The 23169-nt window shown below is 33.9% G+C and carries 18 protein-coding genes; all 18 read right to left on the bottom strand.

All coding sequences use genetic code 11. The annotated features are described in order from the left end of the window. Nucleotides 1–111: 111 nt before the first annotated feature. Nucleotides 112–1974, bottom strand: coding sequence for a SurA N-terminal domain-containing protein (locus A9G23_RS00410; RefSeq protein ID WP_081296872.1), 1863 nt, complete (start codon nt 1972–1974; stop codon nt 112–114). 133 nt (nt 1975–2107) lie between these two features. Next, complete coding sequence (lon, locus tag A9G23_RS00405) at nt 2108–4543, bottom strand: endopeptidase La (protein WP_081296871.1); 2436 nt, start codon at nt 4541–4543, stop codon at nt 2108–2110. 193 nt (nt 4544–4736) lie between these two features. Next, the gene (clpX, locus tag A9G23_RS00400; protein WP_065585739.1) at nt 4737–6002 is read right to left on the bottom strand and encodes an ATP-dependent protease ATP-binding subunit ClpX; all 1266 of its coding nucleotides are present in this window, start codon (nt 6000–6002) and stop codon (nt 4737–4739) included. A 19-nt stretch (nt 6003–6021) separates the two neighbouring features. Further along, nucleotides 6022–6624 (bottom strand): ATP-dependent Clp endopeptidase proteolytic subunit ClpP, encoded by a 603-nt coding sequence (clpP, locus tag A9G23_RS00395; RefSeq protein ID WP_065585738.1) that lies wholly within the window; start codon nt 6622–6624, stop codon nt 6022–6024. Between the two features lie 89 nt (nt 6625–6713). After that, a complete protein-coding gene (gene tig / locus A9G23_RS00390) occupies nt 6714–8018 on the bottom strand; it encodes a trigger factor (RefSeq protein WP_065585737.1) in 1305 nt (434 codons plus the stop codon). Nucleotides 8019–8124: 106 nt separating this feature from the next. After that, nucleotides 8125–9153, bottom strand: coding sequence for a UDP-3-O-(3-hydroxymyristoyl)glucosamine N-acyltransferase (gene lpxD / locus A9G23_RS00385; protein WP_065585736.1), 1029 nt, complete (start codon nt 9151–9153; stop codon nt 8125–8127). Then, nucleotides 9153–9641, bottom strand: a complete 489-nt coding sequence (locus A9G23_RS00380; protein WP_065585735.1) for an OmpH family outer membrane protein — start codon at nt 9639–9641, stop codon at nt 9153–9155. The genes lpxD and A9G23_RS00380 overlap by 1 nt, the downstream gene beginning before the upstream one ends. 37 nt (nt 9642–9678) lie before the next feature. Continuing rightward, entirely contained in the window at nt 9679–12102 is a 2424-nt protein-coding gene (bamA, locus tag A9G23_RS00375; protein ID WP_065585734.1) for an outer membrane protein assembly factor BamA, read from the bottom strand. Between the two features lie 25 nt (nt 12103–12127). After that, complete coding sequence (rseP, locus tag A9G23_RS00370) at nt 12128–13447, bottom strand: RIP metalloprotease RseP (protein WP_176700242.1); 1320 nt, start codon at nt 13445–13447, stop codon at nt 12128–12130. Between the two features lie 13 nt (nt 13448–13460). Beyond that, nucleotides 13461–14303 (bottom strand): phosphatidate cytidylyltransferase, encoded by an 843-nt coding sequence (locus A9G23_RS00365; protein ID WP_065585732.1) that lies wholly within the window; start codon nt 14301–14303, stop codon nt 13461–13463. Beyond that, complete coding sequence (locus A9G23_RS00360) at nt 14297–15028, bottom strand: isoprenyl transferase (RefSeq protein WP_065585731.1); 732 nt, start codon at nt 15026–15028, stop codon at nt 14297–14299. Before A9G23_RS00360 ends, A9G23_RS00365 begins: the two co-directional genes overlap by 7 nt. A 52-nt stretch (nt 15029–15080) precedes the next feature. Continuing rightward, entirely contained in the window at nt 15081–15710 is a 630-nt protein-coding gene (gene crp, locus A9G23_RS00355) for a cAMP-activated global transcriptional regulator CRP (RefSeq protein ID WP_065585730.1), read from the bottom strand. Nucleotides 15711–15799: 89 nt separating this feature from the next. Continuing rightward, on the bottom strand, nt 15800–16006 hold the full coding sequence (locus A9G23_RS00350) for a YheU family protein (protein WP_065585729.1): 207 nt from the start codon (nt 16004–16006) through the stop codon (nt 15800–15802). Between the two features lie 140 nt (nt 16007–16146). Next, a complete protein-coding gene (locus tag A9G23_RS00345) occupies nt 16147–17181 on the bottom strand; it encodes a hypothetical protein (protein ID WP_065585728.1) in 1035 nt (344 codons plus the stop codon). Between the two features lie 137 nt (nt 17182–17318). Further along, a complete protein-coding gene (locus A9G23_RS00340) occupies nt 17319–19997 on the bottom strand; it encodes an inverse autotransporter beta domain-containing protein (protein WP_065585727.1) in 2679 nt (892 codons plus the stop codon). 488 nt (nt 19998–20485) lie between these two features. After that, the gene (gene purF / locus A9G23_RS00335) at nt 20486–22003 is read right to left on the bottom strand and encodes an amidophosphoribosyltransferase (protein ID WP_065585726.1); all 1518 of its coding nucleotides are present in this window, start codon (nt 22001–22003) and stop codon (nt 20486–20488) included. Between the two features lie 18 nt (nt 22004–22021). Beyond that, entirely contained in the window at nt 22022–22507 is a 486-nt protein-coding gene (locus A9G23_RS00330; RefSeq protein ID WP_065585770.1) for a CvpA family protein, read from the bottom strand. A 77-nt stretch (nt 22508–22584) separates the two neighbouring features. Next, entirely contained in the window at nt 22585–23169 is a 585-nt protein-coding gene (locus A9G23_RS00325; RefSeq protein WP_065585725.1) for an SPOR domain-containing protein, read from the bottom strand.

The raw sequence follows: 23169 nt of genomic DNA, 5'->3' as shown, positions 1-23169 counted from the left end.
ATAACTATCTCACCTAATCAAATAAAAAAATTTCATGAATAATAAAAATGAGAAAAGTCACTCAAGTGACTTTTCTTTTTTTCAATTATTACCACTATTTTGGGAGTTAACTCACAAATTAGAATCAGGCATAATTTCAATCTTAGCCTTAGAACGTATATCTGTAGCAAGATAATAATGCGTATCATTAATGAATAAAGGTAACAACTCAGAAGAAATATCTTCATATTCTTTTGGTGTATCAACCTTAGTTAGTGCAACAATATAAGCATTTTTATCATCTAAAAATTCCGCACCATAAATAGGTTTGCCTGCTGCTGAAAGATTTAAATTAAATACCATATTAACAACTTTTTGATCTAATTCTGTTGAATTTCGATTCAAAGTATATCTTTTTGCAAATTGCACATTTTTAGCATTTCCAGTTTCATTTAATTGAGTCAATATATTATCGACACTCGATTTAAATTGGCTATTAGCCATTTTTGTAAAAAGCTTTTTATGGATTTCATCTTTAACTTCATCAAATGGCGCTATACCTTCAGGACGATAATCAACTGTTTGTACAACAAAATCATATTTTCCATAATTTCTGTCTACAGGTATTAAATCAGAAATTTTATCAGTTACCTTACCGTCAACTATCATTTCTTCACTAAAAATTACATCTCTAACTTCAGGATGAGTAGCAATTGAAAACTTATCATTGAAAGATACCCAATCAGTGCTAATTACCTCACGTCCAACTTTGTTAGCAAGCTCTTCGATATTCTTAGGGGAATTACTCAATGCAGTTCTAATTTTATTTTCTTCACTTTCTAAAACTTGTTGTATTTTTTGTTTAGTGAGTTTTGACTCAATTTGATGCTTAGCATAATCAAAATTCATAAATTTTTTAGGTTGTATACCATCTAATTTTACTATCACATAACCACCATCAACAGTGATTGGTGATGAAATTTTTCCTACTTTTTTCAACTGAGCATCTTTAAAAACCTGAGGTAAAGATTCATCATCAGCAAACCACCCCAATGAACCATTCTTACCATATGGCGAAATATCATTATTTTTGTTAACAGTTTTAACAATATCTTCGAAATCAGCTCCGGAAGAAATATCTTTGGCAATATCATAAGCTTGGTCTTTATCAGTAACAAAAATTACACTATAAGCTTTCTTGGCAGGATATGAATAAGCTCTAATATTTTTATTATACTCATTTTTAACCTCGTCTGTAGTAACGTTAATATTTTTTGCCAATATATCTTGAGAAATAACAATATATTTAACCTTCACTCGCTCATTTTTGAAAAACTCTTTTGAATGTTCGTTATAATATTTTTGTTCGTCTTCTAATGTTATATTCGCCTCATCAATATCACTTATCGAGGTATTGACAGTGGCAGCATATATATTTCTAGTTTGATTTTTGAGTGAAGATATTTCTAAATCAATTGGCAAAACAAAATTACTATTTGTTAGCGCACTAATAACCTGTTGTTGTTGTAATACAGTTCTTATAATTTCGGCATAACTATCTGGAGTAAAATTATTTTCAGCAAGAAGGTTTAAGTATGTTTGATTATCAAATTTACCATTTTTGAAAAAATCTTTCTGTTTCTTGATAAACTTTTTAATCTGATCATTACTAATAGCTACGCCAATCTTTTGCGAAAATTTATAAGCTAAATAATTATCAATTTGATAAGATAATACATTACGACGTAGCTGTTTAATAAAAGAGCTATCACCTCCAGCATTAGCTGTTACTGTTCTAGCTTGGGCTTCAAATTCAGCTCGACTGATACCATTACCATCAACTTTTGCAATGTATTGTTGCTGATCACGTGCGCTGTGACCACCACTAGTAAAGCCTAAAAATCCGACTCCAGTGAAAATAAAACATACAATAATTATTGCAAAAATAATTTTAACAACAATATTATTTGCTGCTGTTCGGATTGTTTCCATCATATCTTGCGATTCTCCATATACCTAATGTTGCATTTTAAAAGTATAACATATTTAACTAAATTGGCTATTGTCAGAATATTAAGCCTAAAAAAAAGATCAACTTTAAGTTGATCTTTTTTAAATTAAAAAATATTTAATTTAATCTGGCAGGACTCCCAGATCTATTTTTTAATTTCTTAATAGCCTTTTTAGCGGGTTGTTTTAATGTTTCTTTTTTATCTATTGATTCTATACCAAATGGATTATTTTGCAGTGCAATTGTTAACACCTCATCAATCCATTTTACTGGATGTATATCAATTTCAGATTTCACATTATCGGGGATATCTTCCAAGTCTTTAACATTATCCATTGGAATCAATACAGTTTTAATTCCACCGCGGTGCGCAGCTAATAACTTTTCTTTTAGCCCACCAATAGGTAAAACTTCGCCACGTAATGTTATTTCACCCGTCATAGCAACATCAGAACGAACAGGATTACCGGTTAATGTGGAAATAAGTGAAGTACACATTGCAATACCTGCGCTTGGTCCATCTTTTGGCGTTGCACCATCAGGCACATGAACATGGATATCGCGTTTTTCATAAAAATCATTATTAATACCCAATTTTTCTGCACGAGATCGAACAACTGTCAATGCCGTTTGAATTGACTCTTGCATTACATCACCTAATGAACCTGTATAAGTTAATTTCCCTTTACCTATTACACTTACGGATTCAATAGTGAGTAAATCTCCCCCCACTTCTGTCCACGCCAGTCCAATAACTTGACCGATGCGGTTTTGATTATCTGTTTTTCCATAATCAAAACGTTGTATCCCTAGGAAATCTTTTAAGTTATCTTGTTTTACCGTTACTTTTTTCAATTTGCTATTTAATGCTAATTGTTTAACAATTTTACGGCAAATTTTTGCGATCTCTCTTTCTAGGTTTCTTACACCAGCTTCCCTTGTATAATAACGAATAATGCCGATAATAGCAGAATCATCAATACTAATTTCTTTTGGTTTTAAGCCATTATTTTCTATTTGCTTAGTAAGTAAATGTTGTTTAGCTATATTTAATTTTTCATCTTCCGTATAACCAGAAAGACGAATAACTTCCATTCTATCCAACAATGGTGCAGGGATATTCATAGAATTAGCTGTTGCCACAAACATCACATCAGATAAATCATAGTCGACTTCTAAATAATGGTCGCTAAAGGCATTATTTTGCTCTGGATCAAGTACTTCTAATAATGCTGATGCAGGATCACCACGCATATCGGATGCCATCTTATCAATTTCATCTAATAAAAATAATGGATTCTTGACCCCTACTTTTGCCATACGTTGAATTAATTTACCTGGCATTGAACCAATATAAGTGCGTCTATGCCCACGAATCTCAGCCTCATCTCGCACTCCACCTAGTGCCATGCGAATATATTGACGTCCTGTTGCTTTAGCTATCGATTGACCCAGTGACGTTTTACCCACGCCAGGAGGTCCAACCAAACATAAAATAGGGCCTTTAACTTTATTAACACGACCTTGAACTGCTAAATATTCTAAAATTCTATCTTTTACACGTTCAAGCCCATAGTGATCTTTATTTAAAACTTTTTGTGCACCTTCAATATCTTTTTTAACTTTACTACGCTTATACCAAGGAACTTGAATCATCCAATCAATATAGCCTCGAACAACTGTTGCTTCTGCAGACATTGCTGGCATCATCTTTAGCTTATTAAGTTCAGATAATGCTTTGTCTGTCGCTTCTTTTGGCATTCTAGCTTTAATGATTTTTTCTTTTAACTCTTCGTATTCATCTGGCTTATTATCTATATCGCCTAACTCTTTATGAATAGCTTTAATTTGCTCATTGAGGTAATACTCTTTTTGAGCCTTTTCCATTTGCTGTTTAACACGTTGTCGAATATTTTTTTCGACTTGTAGTAATTCAATTTCTGATTCCATCAAAGAAATAAGCAATTCAAATCGCTTTACAAGATTCGCTGTTACTAAAATCTCTTGTTTCTGATCGACTTTTAAAAATAGAGTAGCTGCAATAGAATCAGCTAAACGAGATGGCTCTTTAAGTAAACGGATAGAATCAACAACTTCCTGAGTTATCTTTTTGTTAAGCTTTGAATATTCATCGAAGTTAGATAAAGTCAAGCGAATCATAGCTTCACTTATATCAGCAGCCTTTTTTACTTCACTTAATGGCTTAACTTCTGCAATAAAAAATTCATTGCCTTCATGTTCAACCACATCAATCATTTTAGCTCGTTCAACACCTTCAACAAGAACCTTTACTGTCCCATCAGGTAATTGAAGTAACTGTAAAACATTAGCCACAGTTCCAACTTCATATAAATCATCTATAGCTGGATCATCTTGTGAAGGATTTTTTTGGGTTACAAGAAAGACTTGCTTATCCATTTCCATTGCACCTTCTAAGCAACGTATTGATTTACTTCGACCAACAAAAAGAGGGATTACCATATGTGGAAATACAACAACGTCACGCAATGGTAAAATAGGCATAATCATGTGTTTAGTTCGTTTTATTTTCATTTTATTATCTCTAGTAGTACAACCCCATTAGATAGATATTGGGATTGTTTTTAGATATTCAAGCCTATCTTTTTTGATTTAAACATACACTATTTCTGGATCATCTTGACAGTATTTATAGAAATTTTACTTTAGTATTAATTCGAAATTATAGTTCTTCTTGCCATCATATTTATGATGGCAAGTTTGTATTTCAAGCAGATAATTCAGCATCTTCACAAAGCACTAATTTCGGTGCTTGGGAACACTCAACAGTTTCTTTTTCTACAATCACTTTTTTAATAGTATTCATTGATGGTAAATCGTACATTGTATCTAATAGTATATTTTCCACAATTGAACGCAAACCTCTCGCTCCTGTTTTTCGTTGCATCGCTTTTATAGCAATAGCATCCAGAGCTTCTTTAGTAAACTCAAGTTCAACACCATCTAATTCAATCAAAGTTTGAAATTGTTTAGTTAAGGCATTTTTCGGCTCAGTTAAAATATTAATTAAAGCATTTTTATCCAATTCAGATAATGTACCAATAACGGGTAACCTTCCAATAAACTCTGGAATTAAGCCAAACTTAACTAAATCTTCAGCTTCAATTTGTGTTAATAATTCTGACTCAGAAACTTTATTTTTAGTACTTTTTACATCAGCACCAAAACCTATTCCAGTATTAATTGACACTCGATTTTCAATAACTTTATCCAAGCCACTAAATGCACCACCACAAATAAACAGAATCTTTGAAGTATCAACTTGTAAGAATTCCTGCTGAGGGTGTTTACGCCCACCTTTTGGTGGAACTGAAGCAATAGTACCTTCAATAATTTTCAATAAGGCCTGTTGAACCCCTTCGCCTGATACATCTCGAGTAATAGAGGGATTATCCGATTTTCGTGAAATTTTATCTATTTCATCAACGTAAATAATGCCATGCTGCGCTTTTTCGACATCATAATCACAATTCTGTAATAATTTTTGGATAATATTTTCTACATCTTCGCCAACATAACCAGCTTCAGTTAACGTTGTTGCATCAGCCATTGCAAAAGGCACATCTAAAAAACGAGCTAATGTTTCAGCTAATAACGTTTTACCACTACCAGTAGGTCCTATGAGCAAAATATTACTTTTGCCTAATTCAACATCATTGTGACTCGTATAATTACGTAATCGTTTATAATGATTATAAACAGCAACAGATAAAACTTTTTTTGCTCGTTCTTGACCAATTACATATTCATCAAGATGTTGTCTAATTTCATGCGGTGTTGGTAATGGTTTACTAATAAACTCTTCATGTGAAAAAAAGCTTTTTGTCTCTTCTTTTAAAATATCATTGCATAATCCTATACATTCATTACAAATATAAATAGATGATGGTCCAGCAATGAGTTTACGGACTTCATGCTCACTTTTACCACAAAAAGTACAATAGAGTAATTTTTCTGAATTTTCTTTATTCACTTTTTCTACCTACCTAATATTAAGAGCGTTTACTATATATGGCATCAACTAGGCCATATTCAACAGCCTTATCGGCAGACATGAAATTATCACGATCAGTATCTTTTTCAATCACACTAATATCTTGGCCTGTGTGCATTGCTAAAATATTATTTAAGCGATTTTTTACCTGTAAAATTTCTTGCGCATGTATTTGAATATCTGAAGCTTGTCCTTGAAAACCACCTAATGGTTGATGGATCATTACGCGAGCATTAGGTAGACAATAGCGTTTACCTTTAGTGCCAGCAGTTAAAAGTAATGATCCCATTGAACACGCCTGTCCTAAACAAATAGTACTGACATCTGGTTTTATAAATTGCATTGTGTCATAAATAGCCAAGCCAGCTGTAACAACACCGCCTGGCGAATTAATGTACAAATAGATATCTTTATCAGGATTTTCAGCTTCTAGAAATAACATTTGAGCGATAATAAGATTTGCCATATTATCTTCAACTTGCCCAGTCAAAAATATAACTCGCTCTTTTAACAATCGTGAGTAAATATCGTAAGCTCGCTCACCACGAGAGCTTTGCTCAACAACCATTGGAATCACACCCATATATGGTTCTAAAGGCATTTTTATCTCCTAATTAAACAAAATAGCCCAAACAGACGATCCTTATTTGGGCTTTGATGATTTTTAAATTAAATGAAAAAGCTAATAGATTAAGCAATTTGCTGGTTCATTAATTCAGAAAACGAATAATTCTTTTCTGTTACTTTTGCACTAGCTAATAATAGATCAACCACTTGATCTTCTAATGCTACAGCTCGAATATTTTCCATCGCTTTCTTATCTTTGCGATAATATTCTAAAACTTCTTTTGGATCTTCATATGCAGTTGCAATTTCATCAATTAATGCCTGAACACGCGCCTCATCCGCAGTTAGTTTATTACTTTCAATGATTTCACTAAATAATAAACCAGTAGCAACTCGTTTTTTGGCCTCAGCTTCAAATAGTTCTTTAGGTAGTTCCATACCTTGTTTTACATTACCGCCAAGACGAGATAACGCTTGTTGACGTAATACATCAACTTCACGATCAATTAATGCCACTGGTACATCAATTTCATTATTTTTAACTAAACCATCAATAGCTTGTACTTTGACTTTATTACGGATTGTTGCATTGAGCTCACGTGTCATGTTCTTACGAACTTCAGCTCGCAGGCTTTCAACACTACCATCAGCAATACCAAATCGTTTAATAACATCCTCTGTAAGTTCTGGTAATTCAAGTTCTTCTACTTTTTTAAGTGTTGCCGTAAATACAGCTGGTTTACCTTTTAAATTTTCAGCATGATAATCTTCTGGGAAAGTCACATTAATATCAAATTGATCACCTTTTTGATGACCAATAATTGCATCTTCAAAACCAGGAATCATACGACCTTGACCCAATACCAATGCAAAATCATTAGCCTTACCACCTTCGAATTCAACACCATCAACTTGACCAACAAAATCCAAAGTAACACGATATTGCTCTTTAGCTGCTTTTTTAACTTCTTTCCAAGCACCTTGTTGTTTGCGTAATGTTTCAATCATTGTTTCGATATCAGCATCTGCAACTTCCGCTACTGGTTTTTCAACTTCAATCTTATCTAAATTTTCAACTTTGATTTCTGGGTAAACTTCAAATTCAACAGTAAAAGTATAATCTTCACCTTTTTTATATTCTTGTGGTGGAGTATAAGTTGGGGCTCCAGCTGGATTTAGTTTTTCTTGAATAATTGCTTCAACAAAATTTCGTTGCATTAAGTCACTCAATGCATCTTGTAAAATAGAAGCTCCATAACGTTGTTCAACAATTTTTAAAGGCACTTTTCCCTTTCGGAAACCATCAATACGTACTTTTTTGGCTGTATTAATAAGTTCTTTATCAACCGCTTTTGTAATATCTTCAGCTTTAATTGTAATTGATAAACGTCGACCTAAACCTTGTGTTGTTTCTACCGAAACTTGCATCTTTATACCTCGAAATTATTGAATATTATCTGCCCATAATTATATAAAACGATAACTGAGCTAAAAAATTTAAAAAATAGGCATGCATTATACCGACCGTAATCGTCTACGTCGAGACATTTAACAGTTTCTTCTCAAGCGCTTTCAAGCGTTTATGCATTTCGTTAATATGTAAGACCAATGATGCCGTTTTTCGCCATGCTTTATTTTTTTGTAGTGGGATACCTGATGAATAAACACCCGGCTCAGTTATTGGACGCATCACCATTCCCATACCGGTTACTGTAACTTGATCACATATCTCCATATGCCCATTAATAACACTAGCACCACCAATTAAGCAATGACGTCCAATGGTTAGGCTTCCAGCCATAATAACACCACCCGCTACCGCTGTATGATCACCAATAATATCGTTATGCGCTATTTGGCATTGATTATCAATAATTACACCATTCCCTATAACAGTATCATCTAACGCACCTCGATCGATTGTTGTTGAGGCACCAATTTCAACATTATTACCAATAATAACACGACCTAATTGGGGAATTTTAATCCATTTCCCTTTATCATTTGCATAACCAAATCCATCTGCACCAATTACAGTGCTTGATTGAACTAAGCAATTTTCGCCTATAACGCAATTATGATAAACAGAAACATTAGCCCACAATTTTGTGCCTGCACCTATTGTTGTATTTTTACCAATAAAGCAACCAGCACCAATAATACAATTATCACCTAATACAACACCACTTTCGATAACTGCATTAGCTCCTATCGAAATATTGCTACCTAACTGAACAGTTGAATCAATGACTGCTGTTGGTGCAATATCTTTTGCTGGCGTTGGCGTAGTATCAAGGATTTGTGCTAATTTTGCGTATGCAAGATATGGATTTTTTACAATGAGCGCCGCGCCATTCCAATATTGAAGGCACTCTTCTGTCATTACGACAACAGAAGCTTTACATTCTAATAAATTATTTTGTAATTTTTTATCAGACAAAAATGTAATTTGACCTGATTTTGCACTTTTCATTGATGCTATGCCGGTGATAATCAAACCACCATCACCATATAACTTAGCATTAAGTTGCTTAGCTAGTTGCTCTAAACGGAAAGCAAACATTATTTTTTTACCTTTTCTAGCACTTTATCTGAAATATCAACAGCATCTGAAGATGATAATGTCGCTTCAGCCTTTAAGATAATATCGTATTTTTCTGTTGTAACAATATCTTTCACAGCTTCTTGAATTTTAGTTAATAATTTACCAGCTTCTTCAGTTTCACGTTTACGATAATCATCAGAAAATGCCTTAGCTTTATTTTCAAAATCAGAAATTATCTTATTTAATTTACTTTTTTCAGAAGAAGACAAGGTTAAACCATCTTTCTTTAGGCGAGCAGCTGCTTCACTTGCTCTCTTTTCTTCTGCCTGTAATGATTTAGCTCTTGCTTCAAATTCATTATCTAATGCTTTACCTACTGATTCACGTTGAGGCATACGTTGTAGTACTGACATAACATCAACCACACCAATTTTAACTTCAGCGTTTGCAAAACCTGCAAAGAGCAATGCAACACTGATACCAAGAATAGATATAATTTTTTTCACTTTAATCACCTATGTGTTTTTAATGTATAACATGGAATTACCATGTAGAGCCTATATTAAATTGGAACTGTTGTGATGAGTCACCGTCATATTTCTTAAATGGTTGAGCATAAGAAAAGACCAAAGGACCCAAGGGCGACATCCACTGTACAGCAAGCCCTGCTGACATTCTAATATCCGATGAAGAACTATAATCTGGAATATTATTCCCTTTTAAGTCCCATTTGGTATCCCATACAGTACCTGCATCAAAAAATAGTGAGGTTCTAATATTATCGGCATATTTTTCGCCAGCAAATGGAGTAGGAACAATCAATTCTGTACTAACAAAAGTTATAGCGTTACCCCCTACTGCATCTTTTGATTTTGTGCATCCAGATGTATTATCTAAGTTATCACAGACCCCACTTTTATTCAGATATACTGCTTTAGGACCCACAGTATTTGATTTAAAACCACGCAGCACTGACGCTCCACCAGCATAGAAGTTTTCGTAGAATGGCAACTCTTTACCTCCTAAACCTCCACCATAACCTAATCGAGCACGAGTTAAGAAGATCCAATTATGATCATTGTCAATTGGATAATAGTAAGACACATCTGAAACTAATTTATAGAATCGATTATCAAATACAGGCGCTGTGACTTTAGCACTAGCAGTCACTTTTAAGCCATCAGTTGGAAAGAATCCACGATCTAAAGAATTATATATCCAATAAGCATTTAATAATAAATCATTAGTATCGAAAGAAATAGAATTTCTATTTTTTACATTTTTGCCCATCGAATCAAAATAACGCCACATACCATACTGAGGTTGCATGTCAGATAACTTATGGTTAGCAAATTCGGAACCAAATCGAATAAAATTATTTTCACTAATTGGAAAACCTAAATTCGCTGATGCCCCCCACGTCTTACTGGAGTATTCTGACTCATCATCTTTATCGTCATTTTTATAGGTGTTATAGTAAATACTACCACCTAAACTCACACCATCAACGGTAAAATAAGGATTAACGATAGAAACAGACGCAGTTTTATCAGTATCTGTAGTATTAACGTCAAATGAGACGCTATTACCGGTACCTAACCAGTTATCTTGAGAAATACCAGCATTAAAGCTAAGACCACTATCAGAACCGATACCAACACCAAATTTGATACTACCTGTATTACGCTCAGCGACCTTATAAATAATATCAACTTGATCATCTACTCCTGACACTCGTTCGGTATTTACTTCAACAGTATCAAAAAAACCTAGACGATTTAAACGTTCTTTACCTAATTCGACTAATCCATTGCTTAACCAAGCGCCTTCCATTTGTCGAAATTCACGACGAATTACGCTTTCGCTGGTTACTGTATTGCCTACTATTTTAATATTGCGAACATAGAAACGCTCACCTACATCAACAAGAACAGCTAATTTCACAGTATGAGCTACATCATCCATTTCAGGTTGAATTGAAACTCTAGGGTAGGCATAACCAAAATTAGCAAGTAAACGCTTAACATTATCTTCAATTTCAGTAATTTTTTTACCATTATACAGCTCACCAACTGTTACTTTTTCATTAGCAATTTTGGCAATAGCCTCTTTGTGCCCAGCAAAATTACCTATAAATTCAAGTTGTGATAACTTATACTGTTCACCTTCATGAATATTAATTGTTACGTAAATGCCTTTTTTGTCTGGCGTTAAACTAACTTGCGTTGACTCAATATTAAAACGAGCATAACCTCGATTTAAATAAAAACTTTGCAACTCATCTAAATCCGAAGCCAATTTTTGTTTTTGATACTTACGATCACTAAGCATGTTCCACCAAGGCACTTCATCACGTAAAGTAAAACGAGAAATAAGCTCTTCTGATGAAAAAGCTTTAGCACCAACAATATTGATCTGATCAATTAATGCCGACTTACCCTCAGCAACAACTATTTTTAAATTAACTCGATTACGAGACAGAGGAGTTACAACCGCTTTAATTTGAGCGTTATATTTACCGACACTGTAATAAAAATCTTCTAAACCCTTTTCTATAGCTGAAAGCATAGTTCGATCCAATGCTTCGCCTTCACGAATACCAGAGCTATCCAGATTTTTCTTTAGCATGTCATCTTTAACAGATTTATTACCAGAAAAAGTTATGCTAGAAATAGTGGGGCGCTCTTGCACATGAACAATTAGCCTATCACCATCACGAGAGACGGTAATATTATCAAAGTTACCACTAGAATAAAGTGATTTGATGATTCGTCCTAAATCAGCTTCATTAACATAGTCACCAACTTGGATTGGCATTTCAAGTAGTGCAGCCCCAAGAGTAACACGCTGTAAACCTTCGAATTTGATATCTTTTACCACAAAATCTTCAACACAAAATGCATTGGAACTATAGACCGCTGTAGTGCTAAACAGCAAAGATGCTATAAGTAATTTATTTATTTTCATCGTAAATGTTTATAACCTCATCCCATTACAATCGTAAAATATCATTAAATAGTGCAGTTCCCATTATTATCATTAATAAAACAAAACCAATACGAAAAAGATGCTGTTGTGTTTTATCTGATAAGGCTTTTCCTCTTATCTTTTCAAATAATAAAATGACAAGGTGTCCGCCATCTAACATTGGCAATGGGACAAGATTGATAACTCCCAAACTTATACTAATAAAGGCTAGAAAATATAAGTAAGGAGTAAAACCATACCTTGCTGTTTGCCCTGCGCTTTTTGCTATTGTTATTGGTCCCGATAAATGTTTTATGCCAATAACACCTGACACTAACTGATAAAGCGAACGAACAGTTACTTGTGTAGTTAATGCTGTTTGTGCTATACCTTTACCAAATCCTTCTATAAACCCATATTGCTTAATTATTGCATTAGATGTGGGGTATAAACCTGCGACCCCTTCACCATTTTTTTGAATAGTTGGATTAAGGTTAAGATAAATATCATTATTTTCTCTTTTAACTTTTAATGTTATCGGAGCTGCTTTTTTAATTTCAGCAGAAAATTCATTCCAATTTGTGTAAGACTTATTATTATAACAGATGATTTCATCACCCACTTGTAATCCTGCTTTTTCAGCAGCCGATTGTGGTACGATTTTACTTACAATTGGATAAATTTCTTGTGCTTTAGGAACAAAACCAAAAGCAGTAATAGCTGATTCATTTTCTATATCAAAATGCCAATGATTAATATCAACAACTTTTTCAACTTTTTGTGGATTATTATTACCCGTTGAATCTAAATATGATAAAGATAGGTTATTTTTCCCCATAGCGGATATCAACGCTAAATTTACATCATTCCAACTTTCAATTTTGATATTGTTAATTGTTTTTAACTCTACATCCGCTGGAATATTTATCGTAGAAGCAGGTGTATTGGGAATGGTTTCTTGCACTTTTATGGGATAAATTACCACACCGTTCAAAAAGATAATCCAATAAATAATCATAGCCAATACAAAATTAGCACAAGGCCCAGCAAATATAATCAATGCCCTTTGCCAAATTTTTTTGCTACTGAAAGCAAACTTTTCATCATCAGTTGATAATTTTTGTGCCCCAGCATGTAGCATTTTAACATATCCTCCAAGTGGAATCATAGCAATTGCCAATTCTGTTCCATTTGAAAATTTATGTGACCACAATTTTTTACCAAAACCAATCGAAAAACATTCAACACGAACCTTACATAGAAGGGCAACAAAAAAATGTCCAGACTCATGTACAATGACTAATATACTTATAGTAATGATAAATAATAACAACGACCAAAGCAAAATCTATAGCCTTTTATAATAAATGAAAAGAGAATGCCATAAAAACAGGAACTGCAGCAGTTAAACTATCTACACGATCTAAAATACCACCATGCCCAGGAATCAGATGACCACTATCTTTAATACCTGCCTCTCGTTTGAACATGCTTTCTGTTAAATCGCCTAACACCGATGCCAATATAGCTAACAAAGAGCTAATTAAAAACATCGCAAAGGACATGTTAAAAAAATTGTAAAAATAGGTAATTATACTAATCCCAATTGCCACACTGACGCCACCAATAAAACCTTCTACTGTTTTACCCGGCGATACTTGAGGTGCCAGCTTATGTTTACCAAAAGCTCGTCCTGCAAAATAAGCACCTGAATCCGTTGCCCATACTAGCACAAAGACATAAAGTAACCAAATTGCACCAGTACAAGTATTTGCATTATAGTTAATAGCTCTTAATTCAATCATACTAACAAAAAATGGGACTAAAGTAAGAAAAGCAAATAACAACTTTACAACCATTGAATTAGACCAATAATGCTTGGTTTTAGGATAACTTAGCACCAAATATAATGCAACTAACCACCAGATAATCGATAGTGAAAATATAATAGTATATAATTTTGATCTTAACTCCATTGAAATTGGCATAAAGTAAAGCAAGCTAAATAAAACAGCAACAAAAACTGCAAACATCAATCGTGACGCAGTTCTAGTAATAAGTAAAAACTGAGCCCATTCCCACGCTATTAAACCGCCAATAATAATCATAATGCTGGCAAATATCGGTAGTGGTACCCAAAAAAATACAATAATTACAAGTGGAATAAGCACAATTGCAGTAAGTATACGATGGATTAACATGAATTTTCCTTATTATGAATTCCGCCAAATCGACGTTCTCTAGCATTAAATGCCTTGATTGCTTCATCAAATAAATTTTGGTTAAAATCGGGCCACAAGGTATCGGTAAAGTAAAGTTCAGAATAAGCAATTTGCCATAACAAAAAATTACTGATTCGATATTCACCACCAGTACGAATAACTAAATCAACCTCTGGAAATTCGCTCATACTCATGGTTGAACCAAAACGATCTTCTGTCACTTCATCTAAAGTGATTTCGCCCTTTGTAACTTGCATAGCCATTTTTTTTGCAGATTGCAAAATATCCCAACGGCCACCATAATTTGCGGCAATATTCAACACTAGTCCTGAATTATTTTTAGTTAAATTTTGTGCGTTGATAATCATATTTTGCAAATGCTCACTAAAACGCGAAATATCACCAATAATATTCAAGCGAACATTATTTTTATTCAAGTTTTTTATCTCTCTATTTAATGCATAAATAAAAAGAGAAATTAACGCCGAGACTTCATTCGGTGGGCGCTTCCAATTTTCACTACTAAAGGCATATAAAGTAAGAACTTTTACTTTTAACCTTGCCGCATAAGTAACAATTTTTCGTGCAACTTTTAAACCCGCACGGTGACCAATAGCACGTAATTGATTACGTTGCTGAGCCCAGCGACCATTACCATCCATAATTATAGCCACATGACTTGGAATACTTCTTTCTTGAGTCATGTAATATCTCGTATTGTATCAATCATTTTGTTAATAATATTATTTTGACCAATTAACGTGTACCATAAACTACGATAGTTTTACCATGAGCTGAAATCAAATGCTGGTCTTCAAGCATTTTTAAGATTCGACCAACTGTTTCACGTGAACATCCCACAATTTGACCGATTTCTTGACGCGTAATTTTGATTTGCATGCCATCGGGATGTGTCATTGCATCGGGTTGTTTAGCAAGGTTTAAAAGTGTTTGCGCAATACGCCCAGCAACATCTAAAAATGCTAAATTACTGACTTTTTCAGATGTTACTTGTAATCGGCTTGCCATTTGGCTTGCAAGATGCATTAAAATATCAGGATTAACTTGAACGAGTTGCTTAAATTTTTTGTATGAAATTTCAGCAACCTCACAACTTGTTTTAGCTTTAACCCAAGCACTTCGCTCGGTACCTTCTTCAAAAAGACCTAATTCACCTAAAAATTGATTTTGATTTAAATAAGACAAAATCATTTCATTACCTTCATCATCCTTAATCAATACTGCTACAGAACCTTTTAAAATATAATAGAGAGTTTCTGCTTTTTCGCCTTGATGTATAAGGGTACTCTTAGCTGGATATTTGTGAATATGGCAATGAGATAAAAACCATTCTAACGTTGTATCCGATTGCTGTTTACCAATCATTACTCCTACCTCTCCATTTAATTTACAACTATGACACTATAACAAAGTTACACAATAAATCATATACTAACAAACAACCATTATAACCATTATTTGGTTAGCTTAATATCAATTGTTTCATGTAATTGCGACCAAAAGATTGTTGCTGAACCATTTGCTAATTGAAGTTTAACATCATCAACCTTTTCTTGTAGAGATTTTTCTTGTAAACCGTAGTCAGTACCTTCACGTAATACAAAATATTCAATTAGGTTATTTAATGTTTGTGGATCAAGATTTTGCCAAGGAATAATCATAATTTATGACGATGAATTAAAAGTTGTTATTATTTTATAACAAAGCTTAAACAATATGAAGCTGAACCAGTCATGCTTCATATTTAATAAAAAAACCACTCCAGAGAGTGGTTTTACATTGCATATAACTAAATTTAAAATTAGTTAGTAATAACTTTAAGCTTATAGCCTTGTGCACCAGCTTTATAGGCTGATGAGTACAGAGCATTATGTTTAGCCGCACCATCTGCTGAACCTAGAGTAATAACACTGTTGGTTGCTTCACCATTTGTTACACCCTGAGTGATCTCTTCAACATCAGCATCTACGCCTTCATAACTTCCAGCTAGATGCCATGCAAAAGTATAATTTGTTGTTATCTCTGTTTCACCTGAATCTAATGCATTATTTTGGTCAGCATCATCCCATGCGATAGCCGCGAAAGTCTCGCCATACACTGGAGCTGGAGCGCCCGCATTAGCATAGTTTACTGACTTATCTGGTACACCATTTACAACCTTGAAGATACCAACTGTTTCAACACCAGACGCAACTGGACCGTAACCATTATCAACAGTAGTATCGCCAGGACCATGAAGCTCTGTAGTTGAACCTGGATCAGCAGGACCAGTACTTTCTGGAGCATTAGGGTCTGCTGGTTCTTCAACCATTGGACTAGAGTTTTGCGCCCAAATATCGTTTACTTGTAACCATTTACCAGCATAAGGAAGACCAAAGTCAGTTCTTTCTAAAAGTTTAAAACCAATTTTTTGTGCGCCTCTGAATTGATTATCTAATTTAAAAGATATTTGACCATTTTCATCATTATTGGTTGCAACTAAGTCGCTAAGATTTGCGATCTCAGTCCAAGGATCATTTACATCTCTTTTTATATAAACTTTTAATGTGTCTTTGATTTTGCCCGTGTCAAGATCGCCATCTTTATCGTCTACATTAAATTTAATAACCACATAGTCATTTACTTTAGCTGCACGATTACCGATTAAGTTATTACCTTCCGCATCTGTAGCTACTCGAACAGCCACAGTATGGTCAGCTGCACCGGCTGCAGATTTCAATACTGGTGCATTACCATTGATAGCTGCAGTAGTTGCATCTAATGCAAATGCACTACTTGCTGCATAACCAGCTAAAAATAAGCCTAATGCTACTTTTTTTATTGTTAAATTTTTCATGTTTAACTTCCTATTTTATTTATAAATTAACACGTTATATTTATATAAATACAACACTTCTGTTGATGTCCACTATCATAGACTACCGAAAGTATTCGTTAGTCTAGAACCTATTACAATGATATTTTTACTATCTATTAGTTAATAACTACTTGTAGTTTAAATCCTTGATCGCCTGCACATGCTGGTGGCAATGCACTTATTTGGCTTAGATCTAAATGCGCTGGGGCACCTGCAACACCCGCAATACTTGTACCCGATGATGCATAACTATTTGTTTTCAAACTTCTTATTTTGTAGCGAGCATCAACACCCATCGCAACGTTAAACCATGGACCATTAGCATCTGATGATGCATCAGGCAATTTAGCCGTTGCCGCCTGTCCAGGACAAGCCTCTTCATTTGAGCCTACCAATGACCAGATGATGAAAGGATTCACAATTTCTGCTCCATCAGTAGTATATGCCTTAACATAATACTCATTATCGACTTTCCATTCTTGTGGACCTGAAGAATCAAATACAAGCGAATTACCTACTTGTTTAGCAACTAACGTGCCATCAGCTCTATAAACTTTTACTGCTCCAGCTTTACCACCGGAAAAATTTATCGTTGCTTTGTTAAATGATGGTCCAAATTGATCAATTTCGACAGAAAAATCAACGACACCATTAATGTTTGAGGCAACATCTAAAATATAACTATCACCGATTACTTCAAAACCTGCAGCAGTAGATGCCTTATTAGACACTTTTTGTCCCATCTTAACTTTTTCAAAAGACTTAACAATGACACAAGGCTGTTGAGCTGGGCAATCATTCACATTACCGGAAGTACCATCAATCAATACTAATTTTTTACCATTACTGGTTGCTGTCCAACCTTTTAATACTGACTCAAAAGTATCGGGTATACGATTCATCAGATCTTCATCACTAAAGCCCTCAACATCTTGCATTGACGTAATCGAGCCATTTTGTACCTTAGGTTTTACCAAAGTAGCCAATACTGTCATTGAACTTACACCATCGGCTATATTCTCCGCCATGGTTGTTTTATTTCCATTTTTGTCTACTGCCCATACACCAATCTTACGCATAATAGGATTTGGTAAAACTTCAAAAAGAACGGCATTAGATGTCGCTGTTTTACCTCTGCCATCCGTTACCGTTAACGATAAAGAATATTTACCATTGGAACTTGCTGGGTGGCGCTGACCATTTTGGTCAACATAGCTAGGCGCAACAATTTGCCAGTTATTTGTATCGACTGGTGGATTAAGCCACGATGAAGCAGTACATACCCCTGTTGCCGCACATAAGAAACCACCACCAGCATCAATTTCTAACATATCACCAGACCATGCTATGCTTGATAAATTTTTAGCATTATGGACACTAATACTTAACGGATAAGATTGTCCTTCGATTAACTGAGTTTGTTCAAGCCCTAAATCGACAGACATTTTCTTTTCTTTATATTCAAGTACGATATAGTTATTACGATCAACTAAATCATAACGGCTACCTTTTAAAGAACGAGCAGATTGAACCATATCTGGATCCAGCTGGTCCTTTAATGGGGTTCCTATGCGATAGTTCATCGTTAATTCAGCTTTAGTTGCCTTTTTGTTATCTTGACCTCGTTTATGATCGGCCTTCACAGTAAACAGAGGAACAGGAGTATAATCAAGACCAACAGTAATTGCTCTTGGATCTTTTTGTAAATTATCTTTTCCAAATAGGGCAACTTTATCACCATAGTATTGTTCGTACATAAGTGATCCACCTAAATGCGGATATTGCGGTAAATAGCCTTGGAATCGAATATCAAAACCTTTTGCTGCGCGTTCCAAGTAATCATCAAAATCTTTAGATTCTTTCCAATCAGATAAAGGATGATAATAGTTTGCAGCGAATTTCATGTAATCAGTCCATGCTTCGGCACCAATACCTAAACGATTGTGATCACGTTGAAAATCATGGTCAAAAAACACGTTATAGCCGAGTAACCATTTTTTATCGGCCACATCCCAACGTTGACCAATACCAATGTTACCTATTCGACGATTATGTTCATATTCTTGAAACGACATTTGGCTAAATATTAATGTATTCTCTGTATCATACCATGGGCTAAATAACTTTAGGTTAACGTTATTAAATTCCCCTTTATTACTCAAATCAAATTGTAATTGAGCAGTACCAAAACGACCTAAAAAGTCTTGCACAGCGCTGCGAACAGGATCAACAACTTGGTTTTTGACACTATTACGCAAATAATTCTCTGTATAATCTTTACCTCTATTTTTTAAATGTCCAGATAGACCACCATTTTCTGACGATGTTATTTGTTTCCAGTCTTGACTAGCTAAGGTTTGTAATGTTGAAGCAACTTGAGTTGAAAGAGCTTCTTTATCTTTTTTTACATCGTATTTATCATCTGAACCCAATTTAGGTAAATTGGAATAGTTATCTTTTTCATCATCTTTTAATTTAATTGCAGGCAATAATGGTGAATTTTCAGGCAGAACTATACGCTCACCAACCTCAACTACATCTCTTTTATCAAAGTGCCCTGCATTCATGGCGCGTAATTCTAAAATAGAGATACTGCTTAAAAGTGCAATTTGATAAAGACTGCGCTGTTGATTATTTATCATCTCGCGAGCTTTCGAGCCATCTTTTAATTCAATTACCTTATTACTATCAACAGAACCTTGCGATACCTGAGCATTAACCGCAAAAGCAGATTGCCATCCTAATGTGGCAATTACAAATGCAGAGATAACTGTTAAATTAAGATTCTTTTTCATCTTAATATTCCTTATATTTCAGTTAGGAAGCGTATAACATAAAACTTACAGCTAATATTAATTTAGTTTATTAAATATCAACCTGAGCAATTATTAATTTTTATAGTATATATATTTTTATATTACTGCTTATCTTTATAATTTAAATTTCTTTACAATGTTTTCTTTTACTTTGCCAATTTTATTACAAAAAAGTCATTTAGCAAAATTATTTATTACTTTTTTTGATTTTTTTTTGTAAATTTGATATTTGTCATTATTACTCAACTGGTTAATTTGTTAATTTTTGTTAATTTTTGTTAATTGTAATTTATTTATTATGATAAGTTTAATTTTGCTTTGATAAATATGAATGAGATTGAATAATATTACTATTTATATTGATAAATGAGAAAGTGTTGCATGCAACGAGCTAAATAAAAATACTTTAATGAAATAAAAAAGACCTAAATTTGGAATTTTAGGTCTTTATATAATATTTTTGTCATCTATTGACCTTCGTTATAAATCTCTATGTTTTCTGACTCTTTACAGGCTGGAGACTTTTTACTTTCACTTCTTTTTTGTTCTAATAATGACAAATAATTACCATCAATCCCTTCAGTAACATATTTTCCATCAAAAACAGAACACTCTAAATGATGAATGTGTGGATTTTGTGCTGTGATTGAATCAATTAAATCAGATAAGCTTTGAAAAATGAGTTTATCAGCACCAATGTCTTTCGCGATTTCATCAACCGTTCGATTATAAGCAATAAGTTCACCGGCAACAGGCATATCAATACCATAAACATTTGGGTGTCTAATTTCTGGTGCAGCAGACGCTAAATAAACTTTTTTGGCACCAACTGAACGTACCATATCAAGAATTTCTTTTGAGGTTGTGCCTCGCACAATAGAATCATCAACTAATAAGACATTTTTACCTTCAAATTCAATACGGTTAGCATTAAGTTTTCTTCTTACTGACAATTTACGAGCGCTTTGCCCTGGCATGATAAAGGTGCGACCAACATAACGATTTTTAACAAATCCCTGTCGGTAAGGTTTATTTAAAATACTTGCAATTTCAAGCGCAGCATCACATGATGTTTCGGGAATAGGAATGACAACATCAATATCAACATCCTTCCATTCTCTTGCTATTTTTTTCCCTAGTTTTTGCCCCATTAAAACTCGTGATTGATAAACCGATACACCATTCATCAAGGAATCTGGTCTTGCAAAATAAACATACTCAAAAATACATGGATAATTTTGAGGGTTATCGGAACACTGCTGAGAATATAATTGTCCTTCTTGAGTAATATAAATTGCTTCGCCCGGTTGGACATCACGCATAATTTCAAAATCAAGAATATCTAAAGCCACGCTTTCAGATGCAACCATATATTCAATTTTTTGATTTTCAAGCACACGTCTACCTACAACTAAAGGACGAATTCCATACGGATCACGAAAGGCAACAAGACCATGACCAATAATCATCGCAACACAAGCATATGCCCCTTTGATTATATTATGTACATTGTGTATTGCTGTAAAAATGTTATTCGCAGTAAGTGGATAAGTTGGGAATTTGTCGAGTTCATTGGCAAAAATATTAAGCAGTACTTCTGAATCAGAATTAGTGTTGATATGCCTTTTAGCCAGCTCAAACACTTTATTACTCAACTGCTCAGTGTTTGTTAAATTACCATTATGGGCAAGTGCAATTCCGTAAGGTGAATTGACATAAAATGGTTGCGCTTCGGAAGGACTGGAACTACCGGCTGTTGGGTAGCGAATATGACCTATGCCCAAATTACCTTGTAACCGTTGCATGTGATGTTCTTGAAACACATCTTTGACCAATCCATTCGCTTTACGCAAACGAAAGCGATTGTGACTATCGATAGTTACTATACCTGCTGCATCTTGTCCACGATGTTGCAAAACAGTCAATGCATCATAAATAGATTGATTAACAGTACTACATCCTACAATACCAACAACACCACACATACTATGATTACCTCAAATTTATTGTACTAAAAAAGAAGAAGACTGTTGTATATAATCAAAAAACCACCGAATAATAAAATGAAATTGTGGAATTAGCTGTGATTGAGTCCAATATGGTGATTGTGATAAACGCGTAAACGCATCAACAAAAAATAGCACAGCAGCAACAACTAAAATTCCTCGCAGTACGCCAAAACAGATACCTAATATACGATCAACGCCAGATAATCCCGCTTTTTCGATTAATTGACCAATAATATAAGACTCAATTGCACAAATTAATAATGTAGCAATAAAAAGGATAACAGTTGCTACTGCAGTACGTATCATCTCGCTATCAAAATAAGTTAAATAACCAGTAATATAAATATAAAATCGGCTAGATACAAAAAAAGCTAAAATCCAACTAATGAGTGATAATGCTTCTTTTATAAAGCCTCGAACAGTACTAATTATTGCAGAAAAAGCAATCACTCCAATAATTGTAAAATCAACCCAATTCATCATAATAATTCACAATTTTATATTGAAAATATTTTATTTTACTTACTGTTGACAACATAAAACTAATAAAACAACAATTAATTAGTAACAATAATACCTTTTAATTTTGTTAAATTATTTAAGTTAATAATGATTTGTTCTGCTTGCTCTTTTTTAGCATAAGGGCCAACCTGTAACTTAATTAGCTGATTAGGTTCGGGATTCTGAGGTATTGTTCTAACGCTATAATTATTTAGTCTTAATAATGCAACTAGCTCTTCTATTTTTTGCCTATTTTTTAATGCTGTAAGCTGGATCATATAGAGTTTAGAATCTTGTTGTAAATTTGACGATTTAGATGTTGTTATTTTGATATCTTCATCATCAATAATATCAGGTGAAACTAATACACTTGGATTTTGATCTAAATCAGGTATGTAAGGAAAATCTGTTATATTATTAGTGAAATTGTCTTCATCACTATTCAATGATGATACTGGCTGATTTTGCTGAGTAACAACTTCTGGTTGCAATATAGGCGTTGTTGATGTTCGTAAATTAGACTTATCTGTTATGACTAATGGTGCAATTGCTGCGATAATAAGCAATAAGGTAGCAAAACCGACAAGACGATTTCTTATTCTATCTTGAATTTTAGGTTTAATTTGTTGATTATTCGTCAT

The sequence above is a fragment of the Gilliamella sp. App4-10 genome, assembly GCF_001690495.1.
Classification (GTDB): Bacteria; Pseudomonadota; Gammaproteobacteria; order Enterobacterales; family Orbaceae; genus Gilliamella; species Gilliamella apicola_G.
This window is presented reverse-complemented; position numbering and strand designations above follow the sequence as displayed.

Coding starts and splice junctions, on each gene's coding strand:
- A9G23_RS00325 (WP_065585725.1), bottom strand. CDS start 23,169: ATGACGAATAATCAACAAATTAAACCTAAAATTCAAGATAGAATAAGA.
- A9G23_RS00330 (WP_065585770.1), bottom strand. CDS start 22,507: ATGAATTGGGTTGATTTTACAATTATTGGAGTGATTGCTTTTTCTGCA.
- clpP (WP_065585738.1), bottom strand. CDS start 6,624: ATGCCTTTAGAACCATATATGGGTGTGATTCCAATGGTTGTTGAGCAA.
- purF (WP_065585726.1), bottom strand. CDS start 22,003: ATGTGTGGTGTTGTTGGTATTGTAGGATGTAGTACTGTTAATCAATCT.
- A9G23_RS00340 (WP_065585727.1), bottom strand. CDS start 19,997: ATGAAAAAGAATCTTAATTTAACAGTTATCTCTGCATTTGTAATTGCC.
- A9G23_RS00365 (WP_065585732.1), bottom strand. CDS start 14,303: ATGTTAATCCATCGTATACTTACTGCAATTGTGCTTATTCCACTTGTA.
- crp (WP_065585730.1), bottom strand. CDS start 15,710: ATGATTGGTAAACAGCAATCGGATACAACGTTAGAATGGTTTTTATCT.
- lpxD (WP_065585736.1), bottom strand. CDS start 9,153: ATGTTTGCTTTCCGTTTAGAGCAACTAGCTAAGCAACTTAATGCTAAG.
- A9G23_RS00345 (WP_065585728.1), bottom strand. CDS start 17,181: ATGAAAAATTTAACAATAAAAAAAGTAGCATTAGGCTTATTTTTAGCT.
- lon (WP_081296871.1), bottom strand. CDS start 4,543: ATGAAAATAAAACGAACTAAACACATGATTATGCCTATTTTACCATTG.
- bamA (WP_065585734.1), bottom strand. CDS start 12,102: ATGAAAATAAATAAATTACTTATAGCATCTTTGCTGTTTAGCACTACA.
- tig (WP_065585737.1), bottom strand. CDS start 8,018: ATGCAAGTTTCGGTAGAAACAACACAAGGTTTAGGTCGACGTTTATCA.
- A9G23_RS00350 (WP_065585729.1), bottom strand. CDS start 16,006: ATGATTATTCCTTGGCAAAATCTTGATCCACAAACATTAAATAACCTA.
- A9G23_RS00360 (WP_065585731.1), bottom strand. CDS start 15,028: ATGACTCAAGAAAGAAGTATTCCAAGTCATGTGGCTATAATTATGGAT.
- A9G23_RS00410 (WP_081296872.1), bottom strand. CDS start 1,974: ATGATGGAAACAATCCGAACAGCAGCAAATAATATTGTTGTTAAAATT.